Source organism: Ruegeria sp. CG1 (assembly GCF_056537265.1).
Map to the genome: position 1 here is coordinate 941787 of NZ_JBQFRF010000001.1, position 13661 is coordinate 955447.

General features: G+C 58.2%; 14 protein-coding genes. 6 read left to right on the forward strand and 8 right to left on the reverse strand.

Translation table 11 applies throughout. The features are described 5' to 3' along the window. Positions 1–54: 54 nt before the first annotated feature. The 6 genes from ACR0AU_RS04725 (at position 55) to ACR0AU_RS04750 (ending at position 7111) form a co-directional block, all read left to right on the forward strand. The gene (locus ACR0AU_RS04725) at positions 55–2949 is read left to right on the forward strand and encodes a formate dehydrogenase subunit alpha (RefSeq protein WP_480795339.1); all 2895 of its coding nucleotides are present in this window, start codon (positions 55–57) and stop codon (positions 2947–2949) included. 11 nt (positions 2950–2960) lie between these two features. Then, positions 2961–3554 (forward strand): formate dehydrogenase FDH3 subunit beta, encoded by a 594-nt coding sequence (gene fdh3B, locus ACR0AU_RS04730; RefSeq protein WP_037307340.1) that lies wholly within the window; start codon positions 2961–2963, stop codon positions 3552–3554. Between the two features lie 73 nt (positions 3555–3627). Next, a complete protein-coding gene (locus ACR0AU_RS04735; RefSeq protein WP_480762336.1) occupies positions 3628–4836 on the forward strand; it encodes a formate dehydrogenase subunit gamma in 1209 nt (402 codons plus the stop codon). Further along, complete coding sequence (locus tag ACR0AU_RS04740; protein ID WP_480795340.1) at positions 4837–6099, forward strand: c-type cytochrome; 1263 nt, start codon at positions 4837–4839, stop codon at positions 6097–6099. Between the two features lie 13 nt (positions 6100–6112). Then, positions 6113–6238 (forward strand): hypothetical protein, encoded by a 126-nt coding sequence (locus ACR0AU_RS04745; RefSeq protein WP_255612119.1) that lies wholly within the window; start codon positions 6113–6115, stop codon positions 6236–6238. Further along, positions 6239–7111: a substrate-binding domain-containing protein gene (locus tag ACR0AU_RS04750; RefSeq protein ID WP_480795341.1), complete on the forward strand. Its 873-nt coding sequence runs from the start codon at positions 6239–6241 to the stop codon at positions 7109–7111. A gap of 39 nt (positions 7112–7150) precedes the next feature. On the opposite strand, the gene ACR0AU_RS04755 is transcribed toward ACR0AU_RS04750, so the two are convergent. From ACR0AU_RS04755 to ACR0AU_RS04790, 8 genes are all read right to left on the reverse strand, one after another. Beyond that, positions 7151–7966 (reverse strand): extracellular solute-binding protein, encoded by an 816-nt coding sequence (locus tag ACR0AU_RS04755; protein WP_170610232.1) that lies wholly within the window; start codon positions 7964–7966, stop codon positions 7151–7153. Between the two features lie 22 nt (positions 7967–7988). After that, entirely contained in the window at positions 7989–8723 is a 735-nt protein-coding gene (locus ACR0AU_RS04760) for an ATP-binding cassette domain-containing protein (RefSeq protein ID WP_480795342.1), read from the reverse strand. After that, complete coding sequence (locus tag ACR0AU_RS04765; protein WP_170626032.1) at positions 8716–9429, reverse strand: ABC transporter permease; 714 nt, start codon at positions 9427–9429, stop codon at positions 8716–8718. Before ACR0AU_RS04765 ends, ACR0AU_RS04760 begins: the two co-directional genes overlap by 8 nt. Before the next feature lie 161 nt (positions 9430–9590). Then, the gene (locus ACR0AU_RS04770; protein WP_170393369.1) at positions 9591–10580 is read right to left on the reverse strand and encodes an ABC transporter substrate-binding protein; all 990 of its coding nucleotides are present in this window, start codon (positions 10578–10580) and stop codon (positions 9591–9593) included. 59 nt (positions 10581–10639) lie between these two features. Then, positions 10640–11485: an ABC transporter permease gene (locus ACR0AU_RS04775; protein ID WP_170393370.1), complete on the reverse strand. Its 846-nt coding sequence runs from the start codon at positions 11483–11485 to the stop codon at positions 10640–10642. Then, positions 11482–12399 carry an ABC transporter permease gene (locus tag ACR0AU_RS04780; RefSeq protein WP_170405143.1) on the reverse strand — a complete coding sequence of 306 codons (918 nt, stop codon included), beginning with the start codon at positions 12397–12399 and terminating at the stop codon, positions 11482–11484. Before ACR0AU_RS04780 ends, ACR0AU_RS04775 begins: the two co-directional genes overlap by 4 nt. Continuing rightward, on the reverse strand, positions 12396–12827 hold the full coding sequence (locus ACR0AU_RS04785; RefSeq protein WP_170405139.1) for a GNAT family N-acetyltransferase: 432 nt from the start codon (positions 12825–12827) through the stop codon (positions 12396–12398). Before ACR0AU_RS04785 ends, ACR0AU_RS04780 begins: the two co-directional genes overlap by 4 nt. Further along, on the reverse strand, positions 12827–13624 hold the full coding sequence (locus ACR0AU_RS04790; protein ID WP_170731926.1) for an ABC transporter ATP-binding protein: 798 nt from the start codon (positions 13622–13624) through the stop codon (positions 12827–12829). Before ACR0AU_RS04790 ends, ACR0AU_RS04785 begins: the two co-directional genes overlap by 1 nt. Between the last annotated feature and the right edge of the window lie 37 nt (positions 13625–13661).

Consider the following 13661-nt stretch of genomic DNA (forward strand, 5'->3'; position numbering starts at 1 on the left):
TTCGCGAAGTACCAAGCCAGCCATGGGTTACATGGCCAGCAAGGGAGGAAAGAAATGCTTAGGAAAAAGACCAACGGGGTTGCGAGACGCCCCCAGCGGACAAGTATCCTGTCCCAGGTCGGCGAGAAAACCGTCGATCGCCGCGCATTCTTGCGTGGCTCGGGCCTGACGATCGGAGGCCTTGCCGCGATCAGCGCCACGGGTGGAACCGTGACGCCCGCCAGTGCCCAGACAGCGGCAAACACCGCCGTTGAGAATATCAAATCCGTATGCACTCACTGCTCGGTCGGCTGCACGGTCGTTGCCGAGGTACAGAACGGAGTCTGGATCGGGCAAGAACCTGGCTGGGACAGCCCATTCAATCTGGGTGCACACTGCGCCAAGGGGGCCTCGGTCCGCGAGCACGCCCATGGCGAGCGCCGCCTGAAATATCCGATGAAAAAGGAAGGTGGCGAGTGGAAGCGCATCAGCTGGGAAGAGGCGATCAACGAGATCGGCGATGGCATGATGAGCATCCGCGAAGAATCCGGGCCGGACAGCGTGTACTGGCTGGGGTCTGCGAAGCACAATAACGAACAGGCCTATCTGTTCCGCAAGTTCGCCGCCTACTGGGGCACGAACAACGTGGACCATCAGGCCCGTATCTGCCACTCGACCACTGTTGCGGGTGTTGCGAATACATGGGGCTACGGCGCCATGACCAATTCGTACAACGACATGCACAACAGCCGGGCCATCTTCATCATCGGTGGTAACCCGGCCGAGGCGCACCCCGTCTCGCTGCTGCATATCCTGCGCGCGAAAGAGCAGAACAATGCGCCTTTAATCGTCTGCGACCCGCGCTTTACGCGCACCGCGGCCCATGCGGATGAATATGTCCGCTTCCGCCCCGGTACGGACGTCGCTCTGATCTGGGGTATCCTGTGGCACATCTTCGACAACGGCTGGGAGGACAAAGAGTTCATCCGCACCCGTGTCTGGGGCATGGACCAGATCCGCGAAGAGGTTGCCAAGTGGAACCCGGATGAGGTTGAGCGCGTCACCGGTACGCCCGGCTCGCAGCTGCGCCGCGTCGCACGGACCATGGTGAACAACCGCCCCGGTACCGTTGTATGGTGCATGGGTGGTACGCAGCACACCAACGGCAACAACAACACTCGCGCCTACTGCGTGCTTCAGCTTGCGCTTGGCAACATGGGCACCTCGGGTGGTGGCACCAACATCTTCCGCGGCCATGACAACGTGCAAGGCGCGACAGACCTTGGTGTTCTGTCCCATACCCTGCCCGGCTACTATGGCTTGTCAAAAGGCGCATGGGGTCACTGGGCCCGTGTCTGGGGTGAAGAGCCCGAGTGGCTTGCAGGCCAGTTCGCCACGATCAAAGACAAGGAAGGCAAGGATAAACCGCTGCAGAATGAGCGCGGCATCCCGGTCTCCCGCTGGATCGACGGTGTTCTCGAAGATCCGGCCAACATGGATCAGGACAACAACGTCCGCGCCATGGTTCTGTGGGGCCACGCGCCCAACTCGCAGACCCGGATGACGGAAATGAAGACGGCGATGGAGAAGCTGGACATGCTGGTCGTGATCGACCCGTATCCCACCGTCTCGGCCGTGCTGCATGACCGCACCGATGGCGTCTATCTGCTGCCCGCCTGTACGCAGTTCGAAACCCGTGGCTCGGTCACGGCCTCGAACCGATCGCTGCAGTGGCGGGACCGCGTGGTCGAACCTCTGTTCGAAAGCCTGCCGGACGAGGTCATCATGGCCAAGTTCGCCAACAAGTTCGGCTGGGCGGATCGGTTCTTCCGCAATATAGAGATGGAAGATCCCGAAACCCCGAATGTTGAAAGCATCACGCGTGAGTTCAACTCGGGCCTCTGGACCATCGGCTATACCGGTCAGTCGCCGGAACGTCTGAAAAGCCATATGGCCAACCAGCACACGTTCGACAGAACCACGCTGCAAGCCATCGGTGGACCAAACGACGGCGAATATTACGGTCTGCCCTGGCCCTGCTGGGGAACGGCTGAGATGGGTCATACGGGGACACCAAACCTGTATGATATGTCCAAACCGGTGGGCGAAGGTGGCCTGACCTTCCGCGCCCGTTTCGGAGTGGAACGTGACGGCGACAACCTGCTGGCCGAAGGGGTCTATAGCGTTGGTTCGGAAATTCAGGATGGTTATCCGGAATTCACGATGCAGATGCTGATGGACCTTGGCTGGGACGGTGACCTGACGGCTGAGGAACGTGCGGCCATCGACGCCGTAGCGGGACCAGAGACCAACTGGAAAACCGACCTTAGCGGCGGTATCCAGCGGGTCGCGATTGCCCATGGCTGTGCGCCCTTCGGGAACGCAAAGGCACGCGCGGTCGTATGGACCTTCCCGGATCCGATCCCACTGCACCGCGAGCCGCTCTATACAAACCGGCGCGATCTGGTGGAGGACTATCCAACCTACGATGACCGTCAGGCCTATCGTCTACCTACCCTTTATGCGTCGATCCAAAAGAACGACTTTTCAAAGGATTACCCGATAATCCTCACGTCTGGTCGTCTGGTCGAGTATGAGGGCGGCGGGGATGAGACACGGTCAAATCCGTGGCTGGCCGAGCTTCAGCAGGATATGTTCGTCGAGATCAATCCGCGCGATGCCAACAACCTTGGTATTCGGGACGGATCACAGGTCTGGGTCGAAGGTCCTGAGGGCGGCAAGGTCAAGGTGATGGCGATGCTGACCAACAGGGTTGGTGCCGGTGTCGCCTTCATGCCTTTCCACTTTGGCGGCCACTTCCAGGGCGAAGACCAGCGGCACAAATATCCCGCCGGCGCTGACCCTTATGTGCTGGGTGAAAGTACCAACACAGCCCAGACCTATGGCTATGATTCAGTGACCCAGATGCAAGAGACCAAGTGTACTCTCTGCAAGATCTGGGCAGCGTAAGGAGGACGATAATGGCTAGAGCAAAGTTTCTCTGCGACGCTGAACGCTGCATCGAGTGTAATGCCTGCGTAACCGCGTGTAAGAACGAGCACGAGGTGCCGTGGGGCATCAACCGCCGCAGGGTGGTGACGATCAATGACGGCAATCCAGGTGAACGCTCGATCTCGGTGGCCTGTATGCATTGTTCGGATGCGCCCTGCATGGCGGTGTGCCCGGTCGACTGCTTCTATCAGAACGAAGAAGGGGTCGTCCTGCACTCCAAGGACCTGTGCATTGGCTGCGGCTATTGCTTCTATGCGTGCCCCTTCGGCGCGCCGCAATACCCGCAGGCGGGCAACTTCGGATCGCGAGGCAAGATGGACAAATGTACCTTCTGTGCTGGCGGCCCCGAGGAAACGCACTCGACCGCAGAGTTCGCCAAATACGGACGCAACCGGATCGCAGAGGGCAAATTGCCCATCTGCGCCGAGATGTGTTCTACCAAGGCCCTGCTCGCCGGCGATGGCGACGTGGTCTCGGCTATTTACCGTGAGCGCGTCGTCGCGCGCGGATTTGGTTCGGGCGCTTGGGGTTGGGGCACGGCCTACGATCAGAAAGACGGCTGACCCCGTCTACTAAAGCAAAACGGATGACCCGCAGATGTGGGTCATCCTGCATTGGATTTTTATTGAGGTTCCGATGTTGCGCTTATTCATCGCTTTCCTGCTTTCGCTAACGCTGACCCAAGTTGCGGGCGCTCAAACCAGTGAGGGGGCCGCCCCTGCGGATTCGACCGACCGGTCTACAACCGGCGGCGCGACCACGCTTGAGGACATTCTGGCCCGCCAGCGTGGCGAGAAGGTCGACAACAGCTACAGGTCTGAAAACACCGGTCAGGGCAATGTTGAAGGCCTGCTGGGACAGTTCGGCACCCGCGGTGTTGCCTCTGACAGTGACGTCTACCGCGCGCTGCGTTACGGATCTGCGGACGTCACCGTTTCATCCCAGGGACCTGCGGACAGCGTGCTGATTCAAGACGGCGGCATGTGGTGGTTGAACTTCCGAACTGGCCCGTTGCGTGAATATGGAACCTACATTCTGGGCGGAATGCTTGCGATCATTGTGCTTTTCTTTCTGATCCGAGGAAAAATCCGCATCGACGGAGAAAAAACCGGCCGCACGGTCCTTCGTTTCAATAGTTTCGAACGTTTCGGTCACTGGCTCTTTGCCGGGTCGTTCCTTGTGCTCGGCATCACAGGCCTACTGACCCTTTATGGCCGCGATTTCTTGATCCCGGTCTTTGGCAAAGAAGGGTTCGCCACTATCGCGCAAGGGTGCAAGTGGCTTCACAACAACCTCGCATGGGCCTTCATGTTGGGTCTGATAATCATCACCATAAACTGGATTGCCCATAACATCCCCAACAAGACCGACCTGAAATGGTTGGCCGCCGGAGGGGGCTTGTTCACCAAAGACAGCCATCCACCAGCCAAGAAATTCAATGCGGGTCAAAAGATAATCTTCTGGGCTTGCATTCTACTGGGTGTCTCTATCAGCCTGTCAGGCCTGTCGCTGCTATTCCCGTTCGAGCTGCCGATGTTCGCCAAAACCTTCTCAATCGCCAATTCGACAGGTATTCCGCAGGCGTTGGGTCTGAACCTGCCAGTGCAGATGTCACCGCAGGAAGAGATGCAATATGCCCAAGTTTGGCATGTCATGGTCGCCTACGTGTTCATCGCCATCATCATCGCCCATATCTACCTTGGCTCGGTGGGCATGGAGGGTGCGTTTGACGCCATGGGCACCGGTGAAGTCGAAGAACAATGGGCACGCGAGCACCACTCGCTGTGGCTGGAAGAGGTGCAAGAAAAAGAGGCCGGCAAGGCATCGGCCTCACCTGCAGAATAGATGCGCTGGCTCGCTCTTGCGCTTGTTTTGACCCCCCTGCCCGCCTGGTCCGAGTTTTTCACGCTCAAAGGCCATGGCGGGCCGATCATGGGGATCGCTTCGGCGCCGGATGGGCGTATCGCAACGGCCAGTTTCGACAATTCGGTCGGTCTGTGGACCGGACAGACACCGGAATGGCTGGAGGGGCACGAAGCGGCAGTGAACTCGGTCGTTTTCAATGGCACTGCAATCTATTCTGCCGGGGATGACTTCACCCTCCGCCGCTGGCCCGGCGGGGATGTAGTCGGGCAGCACAAAGGCAAGATTATCGGCATTGCAGCGTCGAAAACTCATATCGCGACGGCCAGCTGGGATGGCACCATCGGCCTGTGGCCGGTGGACGGGTCCGAGCCGACCCTGCTTGGGCCAATCGGCAGCGGGGTGAATGCAGTTGTTTTTACGCCGGACGGAAAGCAGCTTTATTCGGCAGGTGTCGACGGAGCGTTGCGTATCTGGGATGTCGCCAGCGGTCAGGAAACAAATCGCTTGATCGTGCATGGTTTTGGCATCAATGAATTGGTCCTGAACGCACATGACAACTGGATCGCCTATGGCACCGTCGATGGAGTGACACGCATCCTGAGCCTCGCCACCGAAGAAGAACATGACTTTACGTTGGATCGGCGCCCGATCCTCGCCATGGCATTGAGCCCCGATCGCAAGCTGTTGGCTGTCGGTGATGGTGAGGGCTTTATAATGGTCATCGACACGGCTGAATGGCGCATTGCACAAGATTTCCGCGCCACCCTGCGCGGTCCGGTTTGGGCGCTCGCTTTTTCTGCCGATGGTCAAAACCTTCACGCAGGCGGCATTGATGAGGCAATGTACAGCTGGCCCGTTTCAGCGCTGGGCGATCGCGAACAGATGGCCGCTGCCGAACCCAGCTTTCTGAAAGACCCAAGCGAGATGGGCAACGGAGAACGGCAATTTGCGCGCAAATGTTCGATCTGTCACAGCCTGACGCCGGATGGGGGTCGACGAGCGGGTCCTACCTTGCACGACATCTTTGGGCGGAAAGCGGGCACATTGCCCGATTATTTGTACTCGGATACGCTGCAAGACTCTGATATTATTTGGAATGAAGAGACAATAAATGCTCTTTTCGACGAAGGCCCGGACCACTACATTCCGGGGTCAAAGATGCCAATGCAGCGGATCACGCAAGCACAGGACCGGTTAGATCTGGTCGCGTTCCTGCGCAGCGCCACCGCACCGCAGGATTGAGCCGGAGGAGAACATGAAAGCCTTTCTGACCGCCGTCGCCGCGATGGTCGTGATCACTGTCGCCGCTCCTTACACGCTGGATCAATTCGGTTTCAGCGCCGCCGACAAGACGTCCGGTTCGGCTGTACGCCTCGACTGAATGCCGCAATACCTGACCACCCGCGAATTGGCGGATCTGCTGCGCATTGGTGAGCGGAAGGCCTATGATCTGGCATCCTCGGGCGAAATCCCCTGTGTACGCGCCATGGGCAAGCTGTTGTTCCCAAAAACCGAGATCATAGCGTGGCTCAACGCCTCACGCTCTGGCCCCGATGTCGTCGAACCACCCCTGCCGCCGATCGTGGCAGGTAGCCACGATCCCCTGCTGGACTGGGCTTTGCGGGAAAGCGGCTCTGGGCTTGCGACTTATTATGATGGGTCTTTCGACGGGCTGAATCGTCTTGCGGAGCGCAGCGCACAGGCGGCGGCTTTGCATATCCACGAACCAGAAAGCTTCAACACTCAGACCCTGCGCGACACGATGGGCGAAGCACCTGTGATCCTCTATCAGATTGCCAACCGGCAGCGCGGCCTGTTGCTGGCACCCGGCACCTCGGACATCTCGGGGTTTCAGGATCTGAAAGGCAGACGGATCATTCTGCGGCAAGACAGCGCCGCCAGCCAGCGTCTGTTCGATGCACTGCTCGGCGCCCACGGTCTGGGTCGTGATGATCTGAACACCCTGCCTGTTTGCGCCCGCACAGAAGAAGAGCTGGCCACCGCCCTGCGTGACGGCAAGGCAGAGGTTGGTTTTGGCCTCGGTGCACTGGCGCGCCCGTACGGGCTAAGTTTCGTGCCCACCCATTCCGAGCGTCTGGACCTTGCAATCTGGCGCCGCGCCTTCTTCGAGGTCCCCATGCAGACGCTGACCCAGTTTTTGAAATCCGAGCGTTTTATCGAACGCGCTGATGAACTAGGCGGCTATGATCTCGCAAATCTGGGTCGGATCCACCACAACGGCGCCAGTGGCTGATCCGTCGTCCATTCCTTGTTGCGCCAACCCAAGGCGAACTTACTGTGCGTTTGGAAAAAACAACTGCTCACCATCCAGCGTGTAAGACGCAATCGCCGCCTGCCCATCAGGACCGGTCAGCCAGTCGATGAACCTCTGCCCGGCAGCGGCGCGGACGCCTGTGTGCTTTTCAGGGTTCACAAGGATTACACCATATTGGTTAAACAGGCGCGGATCGCCCTCGACCAAGACCTCCAGATTGCCCCGGTTTCCGAAAGACAACCAAGTCGCCCGGTCGGTCAGAGCATACGCGTCCATGCCGCTGGCCACGTTCAGCGTTGCCCCCATCCCCGATCCGGTCTCGCGATACCAAGTCCCCGAGGCCTCCGTCGGGTCAACGCCGGTCGCCTCCCAATAGCGCATCTCGGCTTTGTGAGTGCCGCTATCATCACCGCGCGAGGCAAACGGCAGTTTCGCTTCGGCCAAAGCGGTCAAAGCGGTTACAATGTCGTTGCCCCCGGCAATTCCGGCCGGATCAGATTTTGGGCCAACCAATACAAAATCATTGTACATGACATCGAACCGTTCGACACCCCAACCGTCCGCTACAAACTGCTCTTCAGCGGGCTTGGAGTGAACCAGAAGAACATCGCCATCACCGTTGATTGCGTTCCGGATCGCCTGACCGGTCCCGACGGCCACAACCCGTACATCGATACCTGTTTCAGCCTCAAACCCTGGCAGAATATAGTCCAGCAGACCCGAGTTCTGCGTCGAGGTCGTGGATTGCACGACGATAAAGGGTTCTTCCGCCAAACCTGCGCCTGTGGTCAGTCCAAGCGCAACAATTGAAGCCCGAACAAAATCAGGGATCATTCGAAGTCTCCATCTCTGTTAATCAGGTTACCAGACCGCCAGCCAGATACCGGCGCGACTCGTTGCTTTTTGGGGTTTCCAGCACCTGCTGTGCCCCCCCATGTTCAACCACATGCCCTGCCTGCATCATCACGATGTCAGATGCCAGGCGCCGCGCCTGCCCGATGTCATGCGTCACCATCACGATGCGCACACCCCGGGCCGAGGCACGCAGGACCATCCGCTCGATCATCTGCATGGCGCTTGGATCCAATGCGCTGGTGGGTTCGTCCAGGAACAAGGTCTTGGGGTCTAAGGCCAACGCGCGCAGGATCGCCAACCTTTGCGCCTCGCCACCAGACAGCGAACGCGCGGATTGACGTGCTTTACCATCCAGTCCTCCTTCGGCCAGCAAAGCTTCGATACGATGCCTGCGCAAGGCACGGGGCATCGATTTCCGCTTTAGCACAAAGTCCAGATTGGCCGCGACCGAGCGGCGCAGCAGCACGGGGCTTTGAAACACCATCGCCTGCCGCGCTTTGTGGGCTGCATTCAACACAACACCGTCCTGACAGACACGCCCGCTGTCGGGTTGAATCAGACCATGCAGACAACGCAGCAACAGACTTTTGCCAGCGCCGTTTGGACCCAAGATCATGGTCGGACCCGGGCCATCCAGGCACAAATGCGGGACATCGAGCAGCACCTTGCCTTCGCGTGCAATGTGCAACCCTTGGACCTCTAACATACCCGGCGCCTCGGTCACGACATCACGCATGGCGCAGCCCTTCCCGCTCGGCCCGCAGGGTCAACGCGCTGACCATCGCGTTTACCGCCACGGCCAAACCGATCAGGATCACACCCAAGGCCAGCGCCAGCGCCAAGTTCCCCTTCGAAGTCTCAAGCGCAATCGTGGTCGTCATCACGCGCGTCACGTGATTGATATTGCCGCCGACGATGATCACTGCACCTACCTCGGCGATTGCCCGGCCAAACCCGGCCAGTAATGCGGTGACCAGAGCCAAACGCGCGTCCCACAACAGCACCGGGATCGAAGCCAACCGCGATACGCCGAGCGAGCGAAGCTGTTCAGAATACTCTTCGGCCAGCATCTCGACTACCTGCCGGGTAAGTGCGGCCATGATCGGCGTCACCAGCACCACCTGCGCTATGACCATTGCGGTAGGAGTGTAGAGAAGTTCCAGCACCCCCAGAGGACCGGATCGGGACAACATCAGGTAGACCAGCAAACCGACGACGACTGGTGGGAACCCCATCAGAGCGTTCACAAGGATAATCAGCGCCCGCCGTCCCGGAAACCGCGCGACGGCCAAAGCTGCCCCAATAGGCATCCCGATGACCGCCGAAATCAGAACAGCAAAGATCGAAACACGCAGCGACAACAACACAATTGCCCACAGCTCTGCATCCCCTTCGAGGATCAGCGAGAGCGCCTGAGTGAATTCTGATGCAAATCCCTGCATTTTCTACCATTCATGCCGTATGCTGTGACAAAATGCTATGAATTACAGGGAAATACTAAAGGTTCTGGCCAGCAAGTACAGGCACAAATTCGACATTCAAAACTAAGAACGCGGCCCCGTCAGGGCCGCGTTTGATTGGCACGTCTTTTGCTGTAGCTGGTTCAGTTCAGCGCAGCGTCGGTGATCTGATGTGTCCATGCCCCTTCAGGCTTTTTGGTGATAACCGGATCAGATCCACCCGCCAGCAGGGTATCAACCGTGCGGTCGAAATCGGCTGGATCCAGCGCCCCGTTCGACCCTGCGGTCAGCTTGGCAATCTCGCCCATCATTCGCTTTTGATGCTCCTCGGTCTGGGCACCGGTTGCATCGTTTTCGAGAACGATCTCGGCGGCTTCATCCGGGTTCTCTTCGGCGTATTTCCAACCCTTCATCGAGGCACGGACAAACCGTTCCATCTTGTCGGTGAAGGCCGCATCGCTCAAATTTTCTTCAAGCACATATAGACCATCCTCAAGCGTGGCGACGCCCTGATCTTCGTATTTGAAGGTTACCAGTTCTTCAGGCGTGACACCGGCATCAATGACCTGCCAATACTCATTGTAGGTCATGGTGCTGATGCAATCGGCCTGACGCTGCAGCAGCGGGTCGACGTTAAAGCCTTGTTTCAGCACTTCGACACCGCTGTCGCTTTTGCCATCGGTGCCGATTCCCAGCTGACTCATCCAACTCATGAACGGGAATTCGTTGCCGAAGAACCAGACTCCCAGCGTGCGATTTTTGAGATCTTCGGGCGAGGCAATCCCCGCATCTTTCCAGCAGGTCAGCATCATGCCCGAGCTCTTGAAAGGCTGCGCGATGTTCACCAGAGGCAGACCCTTTTCGCGCGCAGCAAGTGCAGCCGGCATCCATTCCACCGTAACGTCTGCTCCACCACCTGCGATCACCTGTGTGGGCGCAATATCAGGACCACCGGGCAGAATGGTGACGTCCAGCCCCTCTTCTTCGTAGAACCCTTTGTCTTTTGCCACATAATAGCCCGCAAACTGCGCTTGCGTGACCCACTTCAATTGCAGTGTCACCTCATCCGCAGCAAGTGTCGCACTGGCTGCCAGGCTAAAGGCCGCAACCGCCCCACTGAGTAGCTTCTTCATCTTCATATCTCCTAGTTGCTTATGTTTGCCCCGTTTATGGGGTCTGTTGAGTTATTCCTTTATCCTCGCTGCGACGGATGCCAGAAGGTCACCGCCTTTTCGATCATCGCCACTACGCCATAGAAGGCCGTCCCCGCCAGCGCGGCCACTACAATCTCGGCCCACACCATATCCAGCGACAATTGCCCGACGCTGGTCGATATCCGAAAGCCCATGCCCAATGTGGGGGAGCCAAAGAACTCAGCCACGATAGCGCCGATCAGCGCCAGAGTGGTAGAAATCTTGAGCCCGTTGAAAATAAACGGCATCGCGGCGGGGAGGCGAAGTTTCAGGAAGCTCTGCCAATAGGTGGCGGCATAGGTCTCCATCAGATCGCGCTGCATCGTTGTGGCTTCGCGCAGCCCTGCCACCGTGTTCACCAGCATCGGGAAGAACACCATCACTACGACGACCGCCGCCTTGGAATGCCAGTCGAACCCGAACCACATCACTAAAATGGGTGCGGTGCCCACGATAGGCAGCGCTGCAACAAAGTTGCCGACGGGAAGAAGCCCGAGGCGCAGGAAATCCCATCTATCCACGGCAATTGCCATGAGAAAGGCCGAACCGCAGCCGATGATGTAGCCGCTGAGTGCTCCCTTGATGATCGTTTGAACAAAGTCAGCCCAAAGTGTTGGCAAACTGTCCCAGAAACGGTCCCAGATGACTGATGGCGCGGGCAGAATGACCAAGGGCACTTCTAGTCCACGCACCACCAGTTCCCAGATGCCAATCACGGTCAGACCGAAGATCAGGGGCGCAAGAAACCGCACCATCCGTGTGTCAGAATAGGGTCCGCTGGCCAGACGGCTGTTCAACCACCAACCCAATAACCAGACAGCGATTGCACCAACAATAGGTATCATTGTGCCATCCCCATTCGTTTCAGGACGGTCCGCTCGATCAGCCCCAGCAACCCGACGAGACAGGCGGCGAGAATGGCCGCAGCAAACAGCGCCGACCAGATCTGTACCGTCTGGCCATAGTAGCTACCGGCCAGCAGCCGTGCACCCAACCCGGCAACAGCCCCGGTCGGCAGTTCTCCAACAATGGCCCCGACCAGCGAAGCAGCGACGCCAATTTTCAGCGATGTAAACAGATAGGGCATCGAGGCCGGCAGCCGCAGTTTCCAAAACCCCTGCGAACGGCTGGCATTGTAGGTTCGCAGCAAATCCAACTGCATAGCATCCGGGCTGCGCAGCCCTTTTACCATGCCTACGACGACGGGGAAGAAACTCAGATACGCCGAAATGATCGCCTTAGGAATGATCCCCTGAACCCCAACAGAATACAGAACAACGATGATCATCGGAGCCAGCGCAATGATAGGAATGGTCTGGCTGACGATCGCCCAGGGCATCACCGACAGATCCATCACCCGACTGTGCACGATCCCGACCGCCAGCAGGATGCCCAACCCGGTTCCGATAGCAAAACCCAGCATCGTAGCGCTCAGCGTGACCCAGCCATGATAAATCAGAGAGCGTTTCGAGGTGATTTTTTTCTCAATCGTGGTTTCCCACAACTCAATCCCAACTTGATGGGGTGCAGGCAGGCGGGGGCGGTCCTGCTCCCATGTGGCTGGGATTGCAAACGCGTTGTTCAAAGCCAGACCGATCTCCCCCATGTCCCGGCGATCCTTGGCTGAAGGTGGTTGGACTTCAGCACCCGCGCGCTCCTGTTCGGTCAGAACCCCTTTGATATTCATAGGAATACAGGCCGCGTACCAGACAACGACAATGGCGGCGATCACGGTGAGGACTGCAATGATCTGCTTCATGCGTGCCACTCCATCCGAATGACAGGCACTGTGTCAGGTGGCACCGGAGGCTCTCTTCCCGTCTCAACAAAGCCCTCGCGCCGATAAAACCGTTGCGCGTCGACATTTGGCACATGTGTGGTCAGCCAAAGATGGTCGCGCCCCTCCTTCGCCTTATCCAGCAATTGCTTGCCGATGCCCTGCCCAGTGCGCAAACAATACAGCGCACCAACCTTATGTTCGACCGGATCGACAGACATATAGCAATCAATCGGATCACCTGCGATCCAGATGTCCCTATTCGGAAACGCCTCAAGGATCAGATCCGCCAGCTTTTCTTCTGGCAATTCCTCGGGTATCCAATCGGTCTGGGCGGCCCAGGTCGCGATAATACGCGCGCAATCCCCCACATCTTCGCGGGATGCCCGTCTGATGCCTTTACCCGCCATCACACTTCATCCCCATGACCCGCTCGCAATCCTTCTCGCACTCGGTGGGCGACTTCGATAAACTCGGGCGTGTCACGGATATCCAGAGGCCGCTCTTTCGGCAGAGGGCTATCGATCACATCCGTGATCCGGCCAGGCCGAGGGCTCATCACCACGATCTTGGTGCTGAGATACACCGCTTCGGGGATCGAATGTGTCACGAAACCAATGGTCTTCTCGGTGCGCGCCCATAATGCCAGAAGCTGTTCGTTCAGATGGTCGCGCACGATCTCATCAAGCGCACCGAACGGTTCGTCCATCAGCAGTATATCCGCATCAAATGCCAAGGCCCGCGCAATACTGGCCCGCTGTTGCATCCCGCCCGAGAGCTGCCAGGGGAACTTACCGCCAAATCCATCAAGATCAACAAGTTCCAGAACCTTTCTAACGCGTTCCTCCTGCTCGGCAGAGGAATAGCCCATGATCTCAAGCGGCAGCTTGATGTTCTTTGCAATGGTCCGCCACGGGTAGAGCCCAGCCGCCTGAAACACATACCCATAAGCGCGCTTTCGCCGTGCTTCGTCAGGCGTCATGCCATTCACGGTCAGGGTCCCGCCGGTCGGTGTTTCCAGCGCTGCGATACAGCGCAGGAACGTCGTCTTGCCGCAGCCCGAGGGGCCGATAAAACTAACGAACTCCCCCTTGCCAATCGACAAGTTCACATCTTTCAGCGCATGAATAGGCCCATCATTCGTCTGAAATGTAAGATCCAGCTGCCTTGCCTCAATAACGGGCTGAGTAGTATTTTCTGTATTCATTCCATTGCCTTGAAGAAGCTCAGACCCGGGTCGCCGG

What these genes read in the sequence shown, in the direction of transcription:
- ACR0AU_RS04725 (WP_480795339.1), top strand. Translation starts at nt 55, where the DNA reads ATGCTTAGGAAAAAGACCAACGGGGTTGCGAGACGCCCCCAGCGGACA.
- fdh3B (WP_037307340.1), top strand. Translation starts at nt 2,961, where the DNA reads ATGGCTAGAGCAAAGTTTCTCTGCGACGCTGAACGCTGCATCGAGTGT.
- ACR0AU_RS04735 (WP_480762336.1), top strand. Translation starts at nt 3,628, where the DNA reads ATGTTGCGCTTATTCATCGCTTTCCTGCTTTCGCTAACGCTGACCCAA.
- ACR0AU_RS04740 (WP_480795340.1), top strand. Translation starts at nt 4,837, where the DNA reads ATGCGCTGGCTCGCTCTTGCGCTTGTTTTGACCCCCCTGCCCGCCTGG.
- ACR0AU_RS04745 (WP_255612119.1), top strand. Translation starts at nt 6,113, where the DNA reads ATGAAAGCCTTTCTGACCGCCGTCGCCGCGATGGTCGTGATCACTGTC.
- ACR0AU_RS04750 (WP_480795341.1), top strand. Translation starts at nt 6,239, where the DNA reads ATGCCGCAATACCTGACCACCCGCGAATTGGCGGATCTGCTGCGCATT.
- ACR0AU_RS04755 (WP_170610232.1), bottom strand. Translation starts at nt 7,966, where the DNA reads ATGATCCCTGATTTTGTTCGGGCTTCAATTGTTGCGCTTGGACTGACC.
- ACR0AU_RS04760 (WP_480795342.1), bottom strand. Translation starts at nt 8,723, where the DNA reads ATGCGTGATGTCGTGACCGAGGCGCCGGGTATGTTAGAGGTCCAAGGG.
- ACR0AU_RS04765 (WP_170626032.1), bottom strand. Translation starts at nt 9,429, where the DNA reads ATGCAGGGATTTGCATCAGAATTCACTCAGGCGCTCTCGCTGATCCTC.
- ACR0AU_RS04770 (WP_170393369.1), bottom strand. Translation starts at nt 10,580, where the DNA reads ATGAAGAAGCTACTCAGTGGGGCGGTTGCGGCCTTTAGCCTGGCAGCC.
- ACR0AU_RS04775 (WP_170393370.1), bottom strand. Translation starts at nt 11,485, where the DNA reads ATGATACCTATTGTTGGTGCAATCGCTGTCTGGTTATTGGGTTGGTGG.
- ACR0AU_RS04780 (WP_170405143.1), bottom strand. Translation starts at nt 12,399, where the DNA reads ATGAAGCAGATCATTGCAGTCCTCACCGTGATCGCCGCCATTGTCGTT.
- ACR0AU_RS04785 (WP_170405139.1), bottom strand. Translation starts at nt 12,827, where the DNA reads ATGGCGGGTAAAGGCATCAGACGGGCATCCCGCGAAGATGTGGGGGAT.
- ACR0AU_RS04790 (WP_170731926.1), bottom strand. Translation starts at nt 13,624, where the DNA reads ATGAATACAGAAAATACTACTCAGCCCGTTATTGAGGCAAGGCAGCTG.